This is a genomic window from Tenacibaculum sp. 1B UA (assembly GCF_033978845.1).
Taxonomy (GTDB): Bacteria; Bacteroidota; Bacteroidia; order Flavobacteriales; family Flavobacteriaceae; genus Polaribacter.
In genome coordinates, this window is record NZ_JAKVUA010000008.1 from 50,069 (window position 1) to 70,971 (window position 20,903).

The following is a 20,903-nucleotide window of genomic DNA, read 5'->3' on the forward strand; positions in this document are numbered from 1 at the left end:
TCTACACCTATCTCATTACACTAAAGTGTAGTTAGATATTTGATTATCAACAAATACACTTTCAGGTAGTTTTGATTTTTTTACCGAACTATTGTCTATTGATTTAAATATCAAATGCTTATTTTTTCTATAAAACCCTATTAAGCCTGAATAAGTCATACACACAGGTATAGTCTCTGAACCTAAATAATTCACTGCCTCACCAACCACAGTAGCTTCTATTCCTAAAATTCTTAAAACTCTCAACAACTTACTATCACATTCTGCAAAAGCCACAGAATTTTCTTTTTCACAAATTGGGCTTATGGCACAAATCATTAGTTTTTTAAAAAGGTTTATATCACTAACCTCTTTTTTTATTGCGAATCTACCTATGTGCCAAATTGTTTTTAAAGGAGACATACCTGCAATCTCTATCGGGTTTATTCCAAATATTTTTTGAATTGGTAACTTTCTTGAGTAATCCCATCTTAGCACTCTTATAGCACCTTCAATTTCTCCTTTATCATTTTTTGAAACAAATACTTTTGAGCTCTTAGAAAAATCTAACTCCTCTTTATAAATAGATTGAACACTTGAATAATAATTACTTGGTAAGTTTCCTTTAGTGTGATGTTTAAAATTCTCTTTAACTATGAATTCAGCTAAATTTATCATTTCACTTGATGATAATATTTCTAAGGATTTGTTTTTAAAAGTCATAACATTGTGTTTTATACTCTCAAAACTATCTATAGATTCCTGCTTTTTAATTACACAAAAGTGTAGTTAAGATATTGATGACCAACAAACTACACTAAAGTGTAGTTTTATTAGACATAATAATATACTTTTTAGTAGATTTGTTAGAACTCTTCAATATTTTTAATTATGGAAAACAACATCAATGATTTTTTTTCAATGAAAAACACTGTTGATAATATTTCTGAAAATGAACTTCTTAAAACATCTGATTATTTAGCTCCTATAAAAGCTTTTGCAAGAACCACTTATAAAAGTATTTATATTATTGACTATCAAAAGAAAGGATTTGAATATGTTTCTGATAACCCCTTATTCTTGTGTGGTCATACAGCTGAAGAAGTAAAAGAGATGGGGTATGCTTTTTATTTTAAGTACGTTACCCCCCCCGATTTAGATTTACTTTTAAAAATAAATACGGTAGGTTTTGATTTTTTTGAAAAACTACCCATTGAAGAAAGGTTACTCTACACAATTTCCTATGATTTTAATATTAAAAATCAAGAGAAAAAAACTATTTTAATAAACCAAAAATTAACTCCTTTATTTTTGAATAAAGATGGTAAAGTTTGGAAAGCTATATGTATTATCTCTTTATCTACAGAACAACACTCTGGTAATATCAAAATATACAAACAAGGAGACAACAAAATGTTTACTTATAATCTAGAAGGTAAATATTGGAAAACAGAAGAAAAAATAACACTTACAAATAGAGAAAAAGAAATATTACAGTATTCTGCAAGAGGTTTTAAGATCAATGAAATAGCTGAATCTATTTTTGTATCTCCTGATACTGTTAAATTTCACAGAAAAAAATTATTTGATAAATTAGAAGTTGCTAACATAACAGAGGCAATTTCTTTTGCTACCAATAATAGACTTATTTAACTATTAATTGATGACAAGTAAAATTCAGGAAATTTTTTTACAGGTTTACCTGTAGAAATATTAAATAGCAAGTGAGCACAAATAGACGCTACCAACCATGAAGCTACAGATAATTGAGGAGGAGGTAATACTTCCTTCTCTTTTTTGTATTCTTCTATAACATCTTCTATCCATTTCTGAGGCTTTCCCCAAAACTTCATATAACTTACTGCGTATTCTACCATTTTTACTTCGTTAAACTTCTCTTCTTCTTTGGCTATTGATTCTAACGATAAACTATCTGGTGTGATTACAGAAACTAAAGCTCCCCAGCCTAAATTATATGGATGAATAATTGGCACCCCTTTATCTCTACAAATCTTATCAAACATTAATGGTATGTCAGACGTAAAATCTAAAGCATTTACCGCTACTTTATGTCCTTCAATTATTGAATGTATATTTTCTTTTGTAATAAAACAATTATGAACCGTAATGTCTGCTTTCGGATTAATTGATAACAATCTTTTAGAAAGCGCTTCAACTTTATCTGTTTTGATATCATCTTCAGTATAGTTTTGCCTATTCAAGTTTGACACCTCAACCTCATCACCATCAACTATAGTAATTTTTTCAAAACCTAACCTTAAAGCACATTCAGCAATATTACTACCTATACCACTACCGCCTAATAATATTGGATAATTCTTTATCAATTCTTGCTCTTCTGGTTTAATATATATTCTATTTCTACTATACATTGATTTTTTATAAGGTTTATTAAAGCAAAAATAACTAAACATACCTAATCAAATCTTACACTAAAGTGTAGTTATTAAAATATTAAGAGCTTTAATATTTTTTAAAACAAAAAAACCTTGGAACTACATGATTCCAAGGTTTTACAACTAACTCTACAAATCTAACATACTTGCTTAACAAGAATGCTATTCTCTTAATAAGACTTCATCAAAAAACTTGTCTTTAAGTTTTTGATAAGCTTCCAAATTATTTTGATAATTCTCACGTAACCTATCGTACTCTCCTAAATAAGCCATATCGCACTGTATATTATCACATTCTGCTACATTAACATATGTATTTGAATACGACAAAACAGTTTTATAAAGCTCATTATTTACTTTTTTCCTCTCGGAAAAGAGTTCCAATGTTTCTTTAGAAATAGCTTTATTAATTAAAGAATACTCATGTAAACTTAAAAGGTTCTCAATTTCTCTATTGATATACTGCAACTGATCTACCCATCCTTTTAGTTCTGCATAATTATACTTATGTACAACATCTATATCGCTACCGTGATTATTAAGTGTCATTTTTTTATCTTTAAATTAGGGTACTTAAACTCTCTTTCCCTTTATCTTGAATTACTTTTAAAATTTTAACTTCTTTCTTCCCTCCTGGTAAATTCCAATGAACTACATCATTCAAAGCATAACCAAACAAAGCTATACCTATTGGTGTTAAAATAGAGACTTTATTGTTTTTCAAATCTTTTTCAATTGGTTTTACAATCTGAATAGTTTTTTTCCAAACATCACCAGAAGCTATAGTTATAACAGTATTTAAACGTACTACATCATCTAGCATTTCTTCTTCATCTAAAATCTTAGCTGACTTTAATTCCTCAGCAAACTTATCTAATGATGTTTGTACTTTACCTTCTTCAGTATGTTCTGAAACATTTAGTAAACTCTTAATGTACACATACTCCTTTTTTTCTAAAACTAAACTTCCGTACTTCATTTTACTGTTTTTTATGGAAAAATACCTCGTTGAACATATGCCTTTTCTATACGTTGTATAGCTATACAGTATGCTGCTTTTCGCATATCTACACCTTCTAACTTTGCATAATCTGAAACTCTAGTATATGAGTCTTTTAGCTTCTTGTCTAATCGTGTAATTACTTCTTCCATATTCCATAACTCACCATTACGGTTTTGAAGCCATTCAAAATAACTAGTGATTACTCCTCCTGAATTACATAATATATCAGGGATAATTGTTACTCCTTTTTCTAAAAGAATTTTTTCTCCTTCAACATTTATAGGTCCGTTTGCTCCTTCAGCTATTAAATTAGCTTTGATTACATGCGCATTATCTTCTGTGATTTGATTTCCTAAAGCGGCAGGAATACAAATATCACAATCGGTAGCAAAAAAATCTTCTTTTTCTATTCCTATTGATTCTGGATACCCTACTAAACTTCCGTTATTAGCTTTTGTATAGTTAAAAAGATCTTCTACCTTGATTCCATTTATATTTTGAATACTTCCGTAAGCATCTTGAACCCCTACCATTTTGGCTCCTTCTCTTTCTAAAAAGTATGATGCCCAATAACCAACATTACCAAAACCTTGCACAATAAAAGTTTTACCTTCTAAACTCTCATTATTTTGTTCTACCCAAAACTTAATAGTTAAGAAAACTCCATAACCTGTTGCTCTATCACGCCCTTCAAGTCCACCACTTCCTATTGGTTTTCCTGTTACTACATGTTGATTCATTGAACGTTCCGCAGGTGCTTTAGTACTCATATACGTATCTGCCATCCACGCCATAGTTTGGGCACTTGTATTTACATCTGGAGCAGGGATATCATGCTCTGGCCCAATATTATCTCCTAAAGCAAACGTAAAACGTCTAGTAATACGTTCTAATTCATCTTTTGAATATTTGGTAGGGTCAATTTGAATACCTCCTTTACCTCCACCGTATGGTAAACCTGCTAAAGATGTTTTCCATGTCATCCACATTGCCAAAGCTCTTGCTGCATCAATATCTACCGTTGGGTGGTAACGTAAACCTCCTTTATACGGACCTAATGCATTATTGTGTTGTACACGATATCCTTGAAAAATTTCAACACCTCCATTATCCATTTTCACAGGAAAATTAACAATGATTTCGTTATTCGTAATACTTAATATTTTACGAATATTAGGGTGTAAACCAATTTGATCAGATGCACTATTAAACTGTTCTAGTACATTATCAACCATTCCTCTAGCATTCTTTCGCTTCGTTGGTTTTTTTAATTCTTTGGTTAATGTCATCTCACTTATGTTTGAATTTATTTTACTACCTAAAATTTTACTTTTTGTATTATTCATACCTGACTCCCTTAAACAGCTTGCATTTCTTGTTCTGCAACTACCTCTTTTTTCTTTACTTCTTCGGCACTCACCTCATTATACTCACTACATGACCACACCTTTTCTTTAGATTTGGTTAACACGCATGTATTTATTTCTGTACATGAAGGGCAAATATTAAAAGGATTAGTATTCATAAATTACATTTATTTTGTTCTTTCTTTCTAAAGGCAAATGGTATGCCGATAAATATGCCAAAAAACAAAAAAACTTCTACACCCTTTGTTTATAAAGGATACAGAAGTTTCTGTAAAATTTACTTCAAAATTAAAGTGGGGAATTTTTCCTCAAGTGGAGAAAAAACACCCAAAAAAATATTTATTCTTTTAACTTTTCTCGTAAAGTCTTACGATCTATTTGAAGGATTTTTGCTGCTTTTGTTTTATTGTTATTAGTAGCATTTAATACATGTTGTATGTGACGTTTTTCCATTTCTTTTAAAGATATTAATCCTTCTTCTGAAAAATCGACATTATATTTTAGCGAATCCGGTAAATGCTCTACCTCAACTATACGATCACACATAATTACTGCACGCTGTATTATGTTTTCTAACTCTCTAATATTCCCAGGCCAATTATATCGTTTTAACACATCTAAAGCTTTAGGGCTTATTTTTATGAACTTATCTTTATACTCAACACCATACTTAAAAAGAAATTTTTCTACTAGCATAGAAATATCATCCTTTCTTTCTCGTAAAGATGGTACCTCTATTTCTACTACCGTTAACCTATAAAACAAATCTTCTCGAAATGTTCCTTTTTGAATCATTTCTTTTAAGTTGTTGTTAGTTGCTGCAATAATTCTAACATCTACTTTCTCCGCTTTTTGAGCTCCAACTTTTACCACTTCTTTTTCTTGTAAAGCTCTTAACAGTTTTGACTGCACATTTAAAGAAGCGTTACCTATTTCATCTAAAAATATAGTCCCTCCATTTGCTGCTTGAAAAAAACCATTTCTGTTACTTTCTGCCCCAGTAAAAGCTCCTTTAACATAACCAAACAACTCAGATTCTAATAAATTCTCTGGTATTGCGCCACAGTTCACAGCTATATATGGTTCTTTAGCAAACTTCCCTTCATAATGTATTGCGCGCGCTACCAATTCTTTTCCCGTTCCACTCTCCCCTTTAACAGAAACCGTTACCTTATTATTTTTTACACGATCTATTATTTGAAAAATTTCATTAATCTTTTCTGAAGCTCCTATCATGTCTCCATAAAAGTTCTTTTTTTCTTTCTCTTGAGGAACCTTTCTTTGGCTTATTTCTGATTTTTTCAAAGCATCATCCATTGCTGTTTTCAACTCTTCTTTAGTAAACGGCTTTGTTAGATATGCTACTACACCAGATTTAATAGCTTCAAGTGAGTCTTGTACTGATGGATATCCTGTTACTATAAGTTTAGGTAACTTTGGATAATGCTCTGAAACAAACTTAACAAGTTCAAACCCGTCTACTTCAGGCATTTTTAAATCTGTAATTAACAAGTCTATTGCAGTATCTCTTAAAATTGTGACTGCTTCTTTAACCGATACTGCTTTGTAGGTGTGATAATTCCAAGATTGTAAGTGTCTATGCAACAATTCTAAGATATGAACATCATCATCTACTATTAATATATTTTCCTTTTTTAACGGCATTTCTTTTATTTTGGTAACCTAACCTCAAAGATAGCACCTTTTTCAATGCCATTTTTAGCTGTTATTGTTCCTTTATGACTTGATACAATACCATGCACTACACTCAATCCTAAACCTGTTCCTTCTCCTGTTGGTTTCGTGGTAAAAAAAGGTTGGAACACTTTTTCAAGAGCTTCATCACTTAACCCTATGCCTTCATCTGAAATTCTTAAAACTACTTCTTTACCTGTTTGAAATGTTTCAATGGTAACTAGCCCTTCTTTTGGTGAAAAGTAAATAGCATTTATAATTAAGTTAAAAATAATCTGAGTAAGCTGAACCGTATCTGCTCGCAACCATAATTCAGACTCTTCTACTTTTACTAAATACTTTACAGATTGTCTTCTAAAAGTAGCGTCCAGTAAATTTATAGCATCTTTTATGCTTGGAATAATATTTACTTCCTTCATTTCTTGTGGCATCTCACAAGCAAAATACATTAGCTTCTTCACTACTTCTCTTGAAAAAATTGCGCTTTGAATAATTTTTTCTACATCCGCTAAGGCCTTTTCATTATTATGCATATCAGCTTTTAATAACTCTGAGTAACCTAAAATATTAGCTAGCGGGGTATTTAACTCATGGGCAATTCCTGCTGTTAGTTCTCCTAAAATTGATAAACGATCGGCGTGTTCCATTTTACGCCTCATTGATAATTCGTTATTCTTTATTTCAATACGTTCTAAAAGTCCTCCTATTTTTTTAGCTACGGTATCAAACAGTTCCTTTTCTTCTTTTAGATATAAGTTATCTTTAAGTTTTTTACCTTTTATAAATGCTGATATTTTTCCTTTAGGTATATTAAATACCGGAATAGTACTTGAAATTATACAAAGTTCTTCCTCTGTTTTACTTTTTTCTTCAGAATATTCCTCTATATCAATAAAAACTCGAGTGTTTTTGGGAAACTGTAATGCTCTTTTTAAACTTTTTGCAATTGCTTTTAAAGTAATAGCTACTTGATCAAGGTTGGCATTTATTATTAAAGACGTTACCTCATAAAGACAGGTTAACTCTTTTATACGTTCTTTTAGTTCTTTTTCTGTTGTACTTCCTGACTTCATTAGTAGCTTTTTTTATTAAACTCAGATAAACACTTATGTTTTCGGGGAATAAAAATACAAAATAACTATCCTTAGCTTGCTTTTATGATAAAAACTATCTTATTATTTATTCTCTTTTTTATGCTTTACCTATTTTATGTAAATTCGTTGTTATGGAATTACTTTTTTTAGGTTTAGCTGGAGGTGCTATCATATCCTATTACATTTTAAAAAAATTCACCTCAGTAAGAAGAAAAAATTTAACCGAAAAACAATCGGTAGTTTTGTTAGATAAAATTAAAAAAGTATCTAAACTGATTACTGTTGAAGGGGAATTTGCTGAGATATACCATCATGAAAATACTAGAGAAAAATTTTTAGGACTTGTTACCAGTAAGAAAAAAGCCATTATTCTAATTAATGCCAAAGTGCATATTGGTTTTGATTTTAGAAAAATAAAAATGCATACCGACACGAAGAAAAAGGTATTGATTTTATCTCAATTTCCACAACCCGAAGTATTTTCAATAGAACCTAATTTACGTTTCTATGATATTCAAAACGGATTACTTAACAAGTTTAGCTCAGAAGATTTAACCGAAGTAAACAAAGAGGCCAAAGAGCATATTCTTCAAAAAATACCTGAAAGCAACCTAATGCAAACAGCAAACAAGGAAGCTTTGGAAGCTGTTACTCTAATGCAAAACTTAGTAGAAACTATTGGATGGAAACTAGACTATTCTGCATTAAAAATTCCTGAATCAACTCAAAATTTAATTGAATAACTAGCTGTAATGAAGAAATATTATAAAACATTTAAATTATTATTCATTTTTGCTTTTTCTTTCTCTTTATATTATTACATAGATAACCATGATGCTTTAATATTACTTCAAGAAAAAGCTGACAAATACTCCATGCGTAGAGGCTTTGAATTTTTCATATTCGTAAATATTTTTAAATACTTTTTCTTATTACTTAGCTTTATGTCTATTATTTTCTTAGCTTTTACATCCTATAAAAATAAAAAGAATGAATATTGAAGAATTTCGCAACTATTGCATTACCAAAAAAGGAGTTACTGAACACTTTCCTTTTGATGATAATGTTTTAGTGTTTAAAGTAATGAATAAAATGTTTGCTTTATCGGGGTTAGATAGTTGGGAGCAACATAAACCTAAGGTTAATTTAAAATGTGACCCTGAACGTGCCCTAGAATTAAGAACCGAGTACGAAAGTATTAACCCAGGATTTCATATGAGTAAGAAACATTGGAATACAGTTACTTTAAACAATGATGTTTCTGATACTTTTGTTTTTGAATTGATTGATTACTCATACGAACTTATAGTTAAAGGATTAACTAAAAAACTTAAAGAAGAATTAAAATCGTTGTAACCCAATGCTTAAACCTGACCTTAGAAAACTATACAAACAAAAGAGAAACATACTTACTGAAGTAGAAAAAGAAAAACTACAGAAAAGTATTTATCAACAAATATTCGAGTTACAAACTAGTGATGTTCGTACTGTACATTTGTTTTTGTCCATGCGAAAGTTTAATGAAGTGGACACAAAACCTATCATCGATTTTTTTAGAGAAAAAGGAAAAAAAATTATTGTTAGTCGTTGTAATTTTGAAGATGATACTCTTTCTCATTTCTATTTTGAAAAAGACACTAAACTTGAACTCAATAAATTTGGAGTTCCAGAACCTGTAAATGCGGAAGAAGCTAATGTAAAAGATATCGATTTAGTTTTTGTTCCCATGTTAATTTCTGACGAACAAAAATACCGAGTTGGTTACGGAAAAGGGTTTTATGATCGATTTTTATCAGAGTGTAGAGAAGATACTCGAACTGTTGGACTTAATTTCTTTCCTCCTATCAAAAAAATAGAAGATACTCATGAGTTTGACGTTCCATTGGATTTTATGATATACCCAAAATAAAAAATCCCGCAAAAAGCGGGATTTTTTATTTTATATACTAACGATTATCCGTTCATTGAAATCAAGAACTCATCGTTATTCAATGATCTTTTAATTCTATCCTGTATAAACTCCATTGCTTCAATAGGGTTCATATCTGCTAAATACTTACGTAATACCCACATACGTTGTACTGTTTTTTCGTCTAATAATAAATCATCACGACGTGTACTTGACTTAATTAAGTCAATTGCAGGGTAAATTCTACGGTTTGCTATGTTACGTTCTAATTGTAACTCCATGTTACCTGTTCCTTTGAATTCTTCAAAGATAACCTCATCCATTTTAGAACCAGTTTCGGTAAGTGCAGTAGCAATAATAGTTAATGAACCACCATTTTCAATATTACGAGCCGCTCCAAAGAAACGTTTTGGTTTGTGTAATGCGTTCGCATCAATACCTCCTGATAAAATCTTACCCGATGCTGGTGCTACTGTATTGTAAGCTCTTGCTAAACGTGTAATAGAGTCTAACAAAATCACTACATCATGACCACACTCTACTAAACGCTTTGCTTTTTCTAACACAATGTTAGCAACACGAACATGTTTATCTGCTGGCTCATCAAAAGTAGAAGCAACTACTTCACCACGTACACTACGTTGCATATCAGTAACTTCTTCAGGACGCTCATCAATTAATAAAACTATTTGATATACTTCAGGGTGATTTGCTGCAATAGCTTTTGCCACATCTTTCAATAGCACAGTTTTACCCGTTTTAGGTTGTGCTACAATCATACCACGTTGTCCTTTTCCTATTGGAGAAAACAAATCGATAATTCTAGTTGATAATGAACTTCCTTTTTCTGCTAAATTAAATTTTTCTTCAGCAAATAATGGAGTTAAGTGTTCAAAAGAAACGCGATCGCGAACAATATTTGGGTTTAATCCATTAATTTTTGAAACTCTAATTAACGGGAAGTACTTTTCTCCTTCTTTTGGAGGACGTACATTACCACGAACAGTGTCTCCTGTTTTTAATCCAAATAATTTTATTTGAGATTGTGATACATAAATATCGTCAGGTGATGATAGATAGTTATAATCAGAAGAACGTAAAAATCCGTACCCGTCAGGCATCATTTCTAATACACCTTCACTTTCAATGATTCCATCAAATTCAAAATCTGGATCGCGATACTTGTTACCACTCTTGTGGTGTTGTTTATTCGTATTCTGATTTTTATTGTGCTTATTACCTCTGTTATGGTTTTTATTATGCTGTTGCTTTTGTTGTTGAGGCTGTTGCTGTTTTTTATCATCTGATGAAGCTTGAACTTGCTTCTTCTCTTCTGGCCTCTTTTTTGGCTTATTAACAACTTCCTTTTTTTCTGAAGCTACTTTTTCTGGAGTTTTTTTTACTTCTGGCTCGTTAACAACTTTACTCTCTGGCTTTTCATCAACAGTTGTAGCAGTATCTTTAGCTTCTGTCTTAGTAATTCTTTTCCTTTTTGGTTTTTCTGCCTTAGGTGCAGGTTTAGCCTCATTAGCACTTGCTTCAGCTTGCGCATCTAAAATTTTGTATACTAAGTCTAGTTTTTTTAGTTGACTAATCTTTGTTAATCCTATTGATTTAGCAATAACTTGTAAATCAGCTAATTTTTTAGTTTTTAATTCCGAAATATCGAACATTCGTTAAATAATTAAGTTACTAAAATTCTTTATGTGTAAAGAATTATATTGTATTAAGTTTTGTTTTGAGTGCTAATTATATAGGGGCTATATAATAATTTTGTGCGGTTACATACAAGGCAAATATATACAAATATTTTAACTTCTAATATTTCTTTTTAAAAAAAGAAGTATTACATTTGCTACCCGATAAAAAATTATGATACAAAGAATACAATCTATATACTTATTAGTAGCAGGAATTATTTCTGGAGGATTGCCTTTTTTATTTAGTCTTTGGAGTAACTCCCAAACTAATATTGTATATGTTTTAGATTTACTTCCTGGGAACTCAATCTTAGAAAAAAGTGTTCCTGTTTTATTTTTTATCTCAGCTTTAGTAGCTATTGTAACAATATTTTTATTTAAAAATCGTCAGTTACAATTTGTACTAAACCGTTTAAACATTTTGATAAACCTTTTTTTATTAGGACTATTGATATATTTATCACAAACATTATCTGGAGAAGCTTCGGTTTCTGAGAAAGGTATTGGGATGTTCTTTCCTATCGTTGTTATTTTGCTGTTAGTTTTAGCAAACAGAGCCATTAAGAAGGATGAAGATCTTGTAAAATCTGTAGATAGATTACGATAAACCTAACATCTTAGTATATTTAGTGCGAAAAAAACCGGGATTTAAATCCCGGTTTTTTATTTTTGTTTCTCAGGATATTCAAGGCTTACAGCTTTAAATGTTAAATAAATGTTAAAAAAAACTCAGGGTTAACCCTGAGTCATTAATGAAACGATTAGGGATATTGTGTATTGCACACACTCTTTTAACCTCATAAATTTGTAACTGTAATAACAACCATGAATTACAACAAGATAAAAGTTCACATAGCAGATGACCATAAGATTTTAATAGACGGGGTCATTGCTTTATTAAATACTGAAGACGACATTGAAGTAGAGGGATATTCTTTAACTGGTAGACAAGTGGTAAACTGGTCTTCTAAAAATACAGCAGATGTATTAGTTTTAGATATTAATATGCCTGAAATGGATGGTATTGAAGTTTTAAAAACGTTTAAAAAACGTAACACAAAAATTAAAACAATTATACTTTCTGGTTTAAGCGACCCAAAAATTGTTCAAGAAATGATAGCACTAGGAGCTAATGGTTTTGTAGATAAAAGTCGAGCTAATGAGCAAATAATTGATGCCATAAAAGTTGTTCACAACGGCATACAATATATTAGTGAAGATATTAAAGTAAAATTATTAGATTTATATGCTTCAGATGTAAAAGATGAAGATGAACCTGAGTTTTTGCATGGAGACTTAACTGAGAGGGAAGTTGCTGTATTAAGATTAATTGCTAAAGAGAAAAGCTCCAGTGAAATTGCAAAAAAACTAAATGTCAGTATTAAAACAGTAGAAACATATAGAAGTAATTTATATAAAAAATTAAAAGTAAAAAATGTAGTAGGTTTAGCGATGTATGCCGTGAGAAACAAAATAGTGTAAAGACATAATCAACCCTTCAAATTTTCTTTAGTCCCCCAGATTAAGAAGCCCCCCGAGTCTATACACTTCATGCATCGCTAATCAACTGCTACTAACAATAAACCCAATAGCGATGTACGCGTTATTTAACATAGTATAGAAAACCCCTTCATTTTGTTTTCTTTTATCCCTAAGAGATATCGTCCCCCGTCTCTTAACATCTATCCTAAGTACATCGCTATTTTTTTTAAAAAATCTAAATCTCAATAATAAACACCATAAGTCATGAAAAAATTTACTCCTTATTTCCTTGCTTTGAGCCTTAGTGTTATTTTTGCTTCTTGTTCTTCTAACGAAACGGAAGTTATAGAGAATAGTCCTGGAAACTTATTACAATCATACACTCTTAAAAGAGATGCAACTGGGGCCTACTCTATCGATTTCAATACAACTAATAATACCGATGTAACTACATTGACTAATGTAGACAACTCTAAAGAAATTGTTTTAGCTGAAACTGCACAAAAAACAGCCACAAAACACTCTAATGATTTTTCTATTGAAAACGATCATTTAAAAATTGGTTTTTTTGAAGCTAATAAAGGAAAAAGAACTAACATATACATTGAAGACGAAAACATTACATTTGCTAAGGGAATTACTGAGTTTTTAAACTCATATAGTATTACAGCAAATGGTGACGGAACATATCAATTAGATTTTACTATCAATGATAATGTAACAACAGATTTCGTTTATAATGAAGATATTGAAACTTATGAAGTTCATTTATCAAATGGTACCTCAGATCAAAAAACATTTTCAAGAGAATTAGAAATGAACTCTGAGTCTAAAATGTTAAAATTAGATTTTGTAAATCATAAATATGCTAGTAGAACAGAAGATGAATTAGCTATTGACAGAAAACCAAAGTCCATTATTGTAGATATACTTTAATATATTTTATAAAGAAAATGCACAAAAGATCTTTGCTCTTTTTTATAATAATCACGATAGCTTTTACTTCTTTTTCTTACAGTCAGGAAAAAGAAGAACACTTGTATGATGAATATAAAAAAGCAAAAGAACTTTTTAAAAACGAAAAATATAGTATTTCATTAGAAAAAAGCCTAAAAATACTCTCTGAAACAGATTCATTAGGTCATTTTGAATTGAAATATAAAACTTCATTTCTAATCGGAAATATTTTCAGACAAATAAATGACCATAAAAAAGCTATAATATATTATAAAAAAGCTTTAACAAATTTTAAGTCTGATTCTTCATTTAAAAGTGAGCACTTAAGTACAGCCGAAAACAGTTTTAACATAAACAAGATACTTTTACGTATTGGTGGGCAGTTTCATATTTCCAAAGAGAAAGATAGCGCCATTAAGTACTATAAAGAAATACTAGCTAGCAACTCTTTTAATCAGCAAAATCTCACTACCAAAGCAAGCTCATACACCAACTTATCTAACATATATAGAGAAGACTCTATTTACGATTTAGCTAGAGAATACTCTTTAGAAGCAATAAAAATATACAAGAAAGCAAATAAAAAAGTTTTAGAGTCTGCTGCACTTGGTAATTTAGCCAGCATTTATTTAGAACAAAAAAATTACGAAAAGGCAAAAAAGATTTACTTAGATGGTTTAGATTTAATAAAACTTGACTCAAGTGATAGGGCTACCAAATACAAAGAATTTCTATATTTTAACTTAGCATATACTTTATATTTACAAAAAGACTACAGAGCCTATGATTATCAAGAAAAATCTTACAACATTAAGGATGATTTAAGAGATATTGAAATAAGAAGAATTGTTGATGAAATTTACACAAAACACGAACTTAACTTAGAAAAAGAAAAAACAGCTTTAGTAGAAGAACAACGAAAACTAGAAGAAGCTCAAGAAGCTAAAACATCTATGCTATTTGGAGCTTTGAGTTTTTTAGTTTTAATAGTTTCTGGAGTAATCATTTACAACTACAAGCTTCGTCAAAAAAACCTACGTCTTAAACTTTCTGAAAGTAAACTTATACAACAACAAAACCTTGAGAAGGTAAGGTCTGAAGCACAGGTTAAAATTCTTAACGCTACCATAGACGGAAAAGAAACCGAACGAAAACTTATTGCAGAAATACTGCATGATAATGTTAGCGCGCTACTTTCATCGGCAAACATGCATTTAACTGCTACAAAAAAACAATTTAATGGAGACACCCCTCAAGAAATAGAAAAAACACAAGCTATAATTTCTGAAGCGTCGCAAAAAGTAAGAGACTTGTCTCACAATTTAGTTTCTTCTATTTTACTAAAATTTGGGTTAGAATATGCAATTAAAGACGTTGTTAAAAAATATTCTAACAGCCAGTTAAAACTTGAAGTTTCTGCAAAAAACATCAACAGATATAATCAGGAATTTGAAATAAAAATATTTAATGTGATTCAAGAATTAATCAATAATATTTTGAAGCACAGTAAAGCTAAACATGCGCAAATAGATTTAAAGGAAGAGAAGAATCAACTAACCGTTCTCGTTAAGGATGATGGGGTAGGATTTTCTACCTCGTCTTCCTCTTTTTCTGATGGTATTGGTCTTAATCAAGTTGAAGCTAGAATTCATATGATGGATGGTAAACTAACCATTAAGTCTGAAATAAATGTAGGTACTTCTATACATATTGCTGTTCCTATACTTAGTAAAGAAAAAAAACTCAATAAATTAACCTCTGTTAGCTAGCTCAATAATTTCCATATTTTTCACACTACCATTATCTATTTCAAAACGTAACATCGTTCTAACCTTATGGAACCCATGGTTTCCTGCAGCTCCTGGATTTAAATGAAGTAAATTTAGTTTTTTATCGTACTGAACCTTTAATATATGTGAATGTCCACAAATAAACAATTGAGGTGTTTTACTTTTTAACTCTTCTCTAACCCGTTGATTGTATTTATTCGGATAGCCTCCAATATGAGTTATCCAAACCGAAATACCATCAACTATAAACTTATTGTCTAACGGAAATTCTGCCCTAGCGTTTTTATCGTCAATATTTCCATACACCGCTCTAAGTGGCTTTAGGCTTTTTATTCTATCAGTAACCTGTAAATCTCCAATATCACCTGCATGCCAAACCTCATCAGCTTGCTTTACAAACTTTAAAATTTGATTATCAATAAAACTATGTGTATCGGAAAGGAGTAAAATTTTCTTCATTAAAACAAAACTAATGAATTAAAAAGGAAAAATCCACGACATTACATCATGGATTTCTTTATACTAAGGGGAATTCACTATCTTATTTTAAAAGTGAACAAAAATAACACAAACATTCAGTTAACCTGTTAACATATGTTAATAAATCTCAAAAACATTATTTCACCTCCTATCTAGTACATTTCAAGTTATAATTTTATAATTTAGCTATTTAAAATCTTTACACTTCTTGAGGTATTTTATTGAATTAGCATACAACGGAAAAAATTATCATGGATGGCAAATACAGCCACACGCAATTTCAGTTCAAGAAAAAATAAATAAGGCTATTAGCACTATTTTAAGAAAAGAAATAAATATTGTAGGAGCTGGAAGAACAGATGCAGGTGTACATGCCTCTCAAATGTTTGCTCATTTTGATGTAGAAACTCTACTAAACGATAATTTCACCTACAAGTTGAACGCTATTTTGCCCGATGACATCGTTATATTTAATACACAATTAATGCATAACGATGCTCATACTCGTTTTGATGCACTTAGCAGAAGCTATGAATACAAAATTTGGCTAGGTAGAAATCCGTTTTTGTTAGATACTACTTGGCAATTACACCGCCAGCAATTAAACATAGAATTGATGAATAAAGCTGCTACAATTCTTTATGATTATGAAGATTTTAAATGTTTTTCAAAAGTAAAAACAGATGTACATACGTTTAATTGCACAGTAACTAATGCAAAATGGATAAAAAGTGGAAATGAACTAACCTTTCATATTAGTGCTAATCGTTTTTTAAGAAACATGGTTCGTGCTATAGTAGGTACCTTGATTGAGGTTGGTTTAGAAAAAATAACTTTAGATGATTTTAAAAACATTATAGAAAGTAAAAATCGAAGCAAAGCAGGAGTGTCAGTTCCTGCAAAAGGTTTATTTTTAACAAAAGTAAAATACGACTATATATAGTGAGCAAAACAACAGGAAAAGCATTTGATATTAAAATTTTTGCACGACTTATGAGTTTTGCAAAAAAATACCGTGTACGATTTATAATTGCGGCATTATCTACCATTTTACTAGCAGGATTTGCGGTACTAACTCCTGTCATTTTAATGACGGCCATAGACGACTTTACAGTAACCAAAGACATTACAAGGCTGTTGTATTTTACAATTGCCATGATTGTTGTTTTACTTATTCAAGTATTATTTCAGTTTAGTTTTATCTATTATGCAAACTGGGTAGGGCAACATATTATTAGAGATATAAGGGCTAAAACTTTTAGGAAAATACTTCAATTTAAAATGGGGTATTTTGATAACTCTTCAGTTGGAAAGTTAGTAACTCGTGTTGTTTCAGATATAGAAACCATTGCTAATTTTTTTACACAGGGTGTTTTTATGATTGTTAGCGATGTTTTAAAAATGATTGTAGTAATCATGGTAATGTTCTATACAAACTGGAAGCTAGCATTAATCGCACTTGCAACTCTACCTGTGTTAATTTACGCTACTAAACTATTTCAAATAGCAATTAAATCTACCTTTCAAGATGTTCGTAACCAAGTAGCAAACCTAAACAGTTTTGTACAAGAAAGAGTTACAGGAATGAAAATTGTCCAACTCTTTAATAGAGAAAAAATTGAGTACAAAAATTTTATTGATATTAACAATAAACATAAAAAAGCACATGTTAAAACCGTATGGTACTACTCTATTTTCTTCCCTATCGCCGAAATACTATCTTCAATAGCAATAGGCTTAATTGTATGGTATGGTGGTTTACAAGTTGTTGAAGACAAAGCTGTAAGTGTTGGTGCCATTATTGGTTTTATAAAAATGGCTCAAATGCTTTTTAGACCTTTAAGGCAAATAGCTGATAAGTTTAATCAACTACAAATGGGAATTGTAGCTGGTGAACGTGTTTTTAATATAATAGATACTGAAAGTTCTATAGACAAAAATGGAACGATTACTGCTAATAACATACAAGGAACTATTGACTTTAAAGATGTACGGTTTAGCTATATAAAAGGAGCAGAAATTTTAAAAGGAATTAGTTTTAATGTTAAAAAAGGACAAACAGTTGCCATTGTGGGAGCTACAGGTGCAGGTAAATCAACCATAATTAATCTTATAAATCGTTTTTACGAAATAGATAGTGGTGAAATATCTATTGATAACATTCCTGTTCAAGATTACAAAATAACTTCTTTACGTCAAAAAGTAGCTGTAGTATTACAAGATGTATTTTTATTCTCAGATAGTATTTTAAACAACATTACTTTAAACAATGAAAACATTTCTTTTGAAGAAGTTCAAATAGCAGCAAAACAGATAGGGATTCACAAGTTTATAATGACTCTTCCTAACAACTATCATTATAATGTAAAAGAACGCGGGGGCATGTTATCTTCAGGTCAACGTCAATTAATTGCCTTTTTACGTGCCTATGTTAGTAAGCCAAGTATTTTAATTTTAGACGAGGCTACCTCATCAGTTGACACACATTCTGAACAAATGATTCAATACGCAACTGATGAAATCACCAAAGACAGGACTTCTATTGTAATTGCACATCGTTTAGCGACCATTAAAAAAGCAGATATGATTATCGTTATGGACAAAGGTTGCATTGTTGAAAAAGGAAATCATACACAATTATTAAAAAAACATGAGGGTTATTATAAGAATTTGTACGAAAAACAGTTTAATAATGAAACAGTGGTGTAAATAAATTTGTTTACATCAATCAAAGTAGTACATTTGTTATTCAATCTTAAAAACTAAAAATCAATAAACGATGAAAAGAGTAATTTTATCAGTATTTGTTGTTGGTGCTTTATTAGCAACATCATGTAAAAATACTAAAGAGGAAGCTAAAGATGCTGTAGAAACTGTAGAAAAAGCTACTGAAGAAGCTAAAGAAGCTGCAACTAAAGCAACAGAAGAAGCTAAAGAGGCTACTGAAGAAGCTGCTAAAGCTGTAGGTTCTACAATCGAAGGTGTTGAAATTCCTGAATTTGAAGATCCAAAAGTAGGTGAATACTTACAATCTTATGCTGAGTATGCTAAAACATACATTGATGCAAAAGGTGATGTTGTAAAAAATTCTGAATTAGCTCAAAAAGGTGTTGAGTTAGCTAAAAAGTCACAAGATATTCTTGGTAACTTAAGCCAAGAAGATGCTGTAAAGTTTAGTGAAGTTATGACTGCTATTCAATCTAAAATGGCTCCTGCTCAATAATCTTTTGGACAGATCATAAAAAAAACTCGCAAATTGCGAGTTTTTTTATGCCATTACATCTTTTTCTAATTTTCTATGGAGCTCTTCTAATGACTTGTACAATACAAATTCTCCATCTTTTATATACGAAATCTCTCCTGTTTCTTCTGAAACCAATAAACAAATTGCATCGGTTTTTTCACTAACACCAATAGCCGCTCTGTGACGTAACCCAAACCTTGAAGGTATTTTAGTACTGTTAGAAACTGGTAATATTACTCGAGTTGCCACAATATAATTGTCACGAATAACTGTCGCACCATCATGTAACGGACTGTTTTTATAAAAAATACTCTCAATAATAACTTCATTAACCAAGGCATTCATCTTATCTCCAGTATTAATTAAAAAATCTAAATTATTTGTTTTCTCAATAACTAATAATGCTCCTGTTTTTGTTTTCGATAAGTTAGCGCAAGCCATTAAAATAGTTTCAACATCTGTTTCAGAATGAATTTCTGTTTTTAAAAACTTCAACTGATTTAAAAAACCTTTTTTTGTTGAAAAATTAGTAGTTCCAATCATTAATAAAAACTTTCGAATTTCTTGTTGGAACACAATAATAAGTGCAATGACCCCACCTGAAAGTAAGTAACCTAAAATTCCACTTAACATTTCCATATGTAAAGCCTGTGTTACCTTCCATATCAAAAATATAAAAGCAATTCCTATTACAATATTAATAGCGACTGTTCCTTTTAATAATTTATAGATATAATAAAGTAGCACTGCTACTAAAAATATATCTAACACATCAAGGAATGAAAAGTCAATAAAATCCAAGTTCATTAATTTTTTGAAGTTTTTTTAGCCTTTTAAAAACAAATTAGTAGGCACTACACATAACTTAATAAGTAAATGTAATGATTTTATTACAACTGTTCCACAATTTTAACTGCTTCAACAGCCTCCTTTACATCGTGCACTCTTAAAATATGTGTTCCATTTAACAAAGCAACTGTATTTGCTACAGTCGTAGCATTTAAAACTTCTTGTGGTGTTATATTTAACAAATTATATAACATCGACTTTCTAGAAACCCCTGTTAAAATAGGTGCTTCTAAACTTTTAAACAACGATAATTCTTTAAGTAACTTATAGTTTTGATCGAGCGTTTTTCCAAAACCAAAACCAACATCAATTAGTACATCATTTACTTTTAAAGCTCTAAGCTTAAAAAGTTGTTCTGCAAAAAAAGAAATTACTTCTGTAACCACATTTTCATATTGCGGATTTTGTTGCATACTTTGTGGTGTTCCTTGCATATGCATCATTATATATGGAACTTGCAATTTTGCTACTGTTTCAAACATTTGCTTATCCATCTTTCCTCCAGAGATATCGTTAATCATGGTAGCTCCTGCATATATCGATTCTTCTACTACTCTACTTCTAAAAGAATCTCCTGAAATAAGAATTTCAGGAAAGTTTTTAATTAACAGCTCAACCACAGGAATCATTCTTTGCAGCTCCTCTTCTTCTGAAATATGTTTTGCTCCAGGTCTCGAAGAATACGCACCAACATCAATAAACGTAGCACCACCATGCAACATCTTTTCCGTTTGCAACAGTATATCACGTTCATTTTTATACTTACCACCATCAAAAAAAGAATCAGGAGTTACATTTAAAATCCCCATAACCTTAGGCTTAGTCAAATCTACCAAGGTTCCTTTACAATTAATTGTCATCACACTAAATTTCCAAGTAAAAATAAATGAAAAGCTTGTAATATTTACTATTTTTGGTCGAATACTTTTAAATAAGA

The 20,903-nt window shown here is 30.5% G+C and carries 23 protein-coding genes; 11 read left to right on the forward strand and 12 right to left on the reverse strand.

The window, feature by feature from the left end:
* Positions 1-15: 15 nt before the first annotated feature.
* A complete protein-coding gene (locus tag MK851_RS08130) occupies positions 16-702 on the reverse strand; it encodes a hypothetical protein (RefSeq protein ID WP_320243027.1) in 687 nt (228 codons plus the stop codon).
* 168 nt (positions 703-870) lie between these two features.
* Between MK851_RS08130 and MK851_RS08135 the strand changes: the two genes are divergently transcribed.
* Complete coding sequence (locus MK851_RS08135; protein ID WP_303509135.1) at positions 871-1,632, forward strand: response regulator transcription factor; 762 nt, start codon at positions 871-873, stop codon at positions 1,630-1,632.
* On the opposite strand, the gene MK851_RS08140 is transcribed toward MK851_RS08135, so the two are convergent.
* The 7 genes from MK851_RS08140 to MK851_RS08170 all read right to left on the reverse strand — a co-directional run bounded on the left by MK851_RS08140 (position 1,629) and on the right by MK851_RS08170 (position 7,534).
* On the reverse strand, positions 1,629-2,372 hold the full coding sequence (locus MK851_RS08140) for a ThiF family adenylyltransferase (RefSeq protein ID WP_320243030.1): 744 nt from the start codon (positions 2,370-2,372) through the stop codon (positions 1,629-1,631). The two genes, MK851_RS08135 and MK851_RS08140, sit on opposite strands and share 4 nt — an antisense overlap.
* Positions 2,373-2,558: 186 nt before the next feature.
* Positions 2,559-2,945 (reverse strand): hypothetical protein, encoded by a 387-nt coding sequence (locus MK851_RS08145; RefSeq protein ID WP_303509130.1) that lies wholly within the window; start codon positions 2,943-2,945, stop codon positions 2,559-2,561.
* 10 nt (positions 2,946-2,955) lie between these two features.
* Complete coding sequence (locus MK851_RS08150) at positions 2,956-3,375, reverse strand: GreA/GreB family elongation factor (protein ID WP_115902017.1); 420 nt, start codon at positions 3,373-3,375, stop codon at positions 2,956-2,958.
* Between the two features lie 11 nt (positions 3,376-3,386).
* A complete protein-coding gene (locus tag MK851_RS08155; protein ID WP_115902055.1) occupies positions 3,387-4,688 on the reverse strand; it encodes a Glu/Leu/Phe/Val family dehydrogenase in 1,302 nt (433 codons plus the stop codon).
* A 68-nt stretch (positions 4,689-4,756) separates the two neighbouring features.
* Entirely contained in the window at positions 4,757-4,924 is a 168-nt protein-coding gene (locus tag MK851_RS08160) for a hypothetical protein (protein WP_170137046.1), read from the reverse strand.
* A gap of 181 nt (positions 4,925-5,105) precedes the next feature.
* Positions 5,106-6,431 carry a sigma-54 dependent transcriptional regulator gene (locus tag MK851_RS08165; protein WP_320243036.1) on the reverse strand — a complete coding sequence of 442 codons (1,326 nt, stop codon included), beginning with the start codon at positions 6,429-6,431 and terminating at the stop codon, positions 5,106-5,108.
* Positions 6,432-6,436: 5 nt separating this feature from the next.
* A complete protein-coding gene (locus tag MK851_RS08170) occupies positions 6,437-7,534 on the reverse strand; it encodes a sensor histidine kinase (RefSeq protein ID WP_303509122.1) in 1,098 nt (365 codons plus the stop codon).
* A 152-nt stretch (positions 7,535-7,686) separates the two neighbouring features.
* Between MK851_RS08170 and MK851_RS08175 the strand changes: the two genes are divergently transcribed.
* The 3 genes from MK851_RS08175 to MK851_RS08185 all read left to right on the forward strand — a co-directional run bounded on the left by MK851_RS08175 (position 7,687) and on the right by MK851_RS08185 (position 9,464).
* The gene (locus MK851_RS08175) at positions 7,687-8,298 is read left to right on the forward strand and encodes a DUF4230 domain-containing protein (RefSeq protein ID WP_320243039.1); all 612 of its coding nucleotides are present in this window, start codon (positions 7,687-7,689) and stop codon (positions 8,296-8,298) included.
* Between the two features lie 247 nt (positions 8,299-8,545).
* Positions 8,546-8,911 (forward strand): MmcQ/YjbR family DNA-binding protein, encoded by a 366-nt coding sequence (locus MK851_RS08180; protein ID WP_303509118.1) that lies wholly within the window; start codon positions 8,546-8,548, stop codon positions 8,909-8,911.
* Positions 8,912-8,915: 4 nt separating this feature from the next.
* Positions 8,916-9,464, forward strand: a complete 549-nt coding sequence (locus MK851_RS08185) for a 5-formyltetrahydrofolate cyclo-ligase (RefSeq protein WP_320243041.1) — start codon at positions 8,916-8,918, stop codon at positions 9,462-9,464.
* A 44-nt stretch (positions 9,465-9,508) separates the two neighbouring features.
* On the opposite strand, the gene rho is transcribed toward MK851_RS08185, so the two are convergent.
* On the reverse strand, positions 9,509-11,137 hold the full coding sequence (rho, locus tag MK851_RS08190; RefSeq protein ID WP_320243043.1) for a transcription termination factor Rho: 1,629 nt from the start codon (positions 11,135-11,137) through the stop codon (positions 9,509-9,511).
* Positions 11,138-11,336: 199 nt separating this feature from the next.
* Here rho and MK851_RS08195 point away from each other — a divergent pair, with 199 nt between their 5' ends.
* The 4 genes from MK851_RS08195 to MK851_RS08210 all read left to right on the forward strand — a co-directional run bounded on the left by MK851_RS08195 (position 11,337) and on the right by MK851_RS08210 (position 15,372).
* Positions 11,337-11,771: a DUF4293 domain-containing protein gene (locus MK851_RS08195; RefSeq protein ID WP_320243045.1), complete on the forward strand. Its 435-nt coding sequence runs from the start codon at positions 11,337-11,339 to the stop codon at positions 11,769-11,771.
* A gap of 218 nt (positions 11,772-11,989) precedes the next feature.
* Positions 11,990-12,646 (forward strand): response regulator transcription factor, encoded by a 657-nt coding sequence (locus tag MK851_RS08200; RefSeq protein ID WP_320243047.1) that lies wholly within the window; start codon positions 11,990-11,992, stop codon positions 12,644-12,646.
* 264 nt (positions 12,647-12,910) lie between these two features.
* A complete protein-coding gene (locus MK851_RS08205) occupies positions 12,911-13,582 on the forward strand; it encodes a hypothetical protein (RefSeq protein WP_320243049.1) in 672 nt (223 codons plus the stop codon).
* A gap of 17 nt (positions 13,583-13,599) precedes the next feature.
* Positions 13,600-15,372: a tetratricopeptide repeat-containing sensor histidine kinase gene (locus MK851_RS08210; protein WP_303509105.1), complete on the forward strand. Its 1,773-nt coding sequence runs from the start codon at positions 13,600-13,602 to the stop codon at positions 15,370-15,372.
* Here the strand turns inward: MK851_RS08210 and MK851_RS08215 are convergent.
* Positions 15,355-15,852: a metallophosphoesterase family protein gene (locus MK851_RS08215; protein WP_303509102.1), complete on the reverse strand. Its 498-nt coding sequence runs from the start codon at positions 15,850-15,852 to the stop codon at positions 15,355-15,357. The two genes, MK851_RS08210 and MK851_RS08215, sit on opposite strands and share 18 nt — an antisense overlap.
* A 229-nt stretch (positions 15,853-16,081) precedes the next feature.
* Here MK851_RS08215 and truA point away from each other — a divergent pair, with 229 nt between their 5' ends.
* The 3 genes from truA to MK851_RS08230 all read left to right on the forward strand — a co-directional run bounded on the left by truA (position 16,082) and on the right by MK851_RS08230 (position 19,096).
* A complete protein-coding gene (gene truA, locus MK851_RS08220) occupies positions 16,082-16,816 on the forward strand; it encodes a tRNA pseudouridine(38-40) synthase TruA (RefSeq protein WP_320243053.1) in 735 nt (244 codons plus the stop codon).
* Positions 16,816-18,582 carry an ABC transporter ATP-binding protein gene (locus MK851_RS08225; RefSeq protein ID WP_408034055.1) on the forward strand — a complete coding sequence of 589 codons (1,767 nt, stop codon included), beginning with the start codon at positions 16,816-16,818 and terminating at the stop codon, positions 18,580-18,582. Before truA ends, MK851_RS08225 begins: the two co-directional genes overlap by 1 nt.
* A 70-nt stretch (positions 18,583-18,652) precedes the next feature.
* Positions 18,653-19,096, forward strand: coding sequence for a hypothetical protein (locus MK851_RS08230; protein ID WP_115902002.1), 444 nt, complete (start codon positions 18,653-18,655; stop codon positions 19,094-19,096).
* A gap of 45 nt (positions 19,097-19,141) precedes the next feature.
* Here MK851_RS08230 and cdaA read toward each other — a convergent pair whose 3' ends face one another.
* On the reverse strand, positions 19,142-19,924 hold the full coding sequence (gene cdaA / locus MK851_RS08235) for a diadenylate cyclase CdaA (protein WP_115902001.1): 783 nt from the start codon (positions 19,922-19,924) through the stop codon (positions 19,142-19,144).
* Positions 19,925-20,007: 83 nt separating this feature from the next.
* A complete protein-coding gene (folP, locus tag MK851_RS08240; RefSeq protein ID WP_320243058.1) occupies positions 20,008-20,826 on the reverse strand; it encodes a dihydropteroate synthase in 819 nt (272 codons plus the stop codon).
* Positions 20,827-20,903 lie beyond the last annotated feature (77 nt).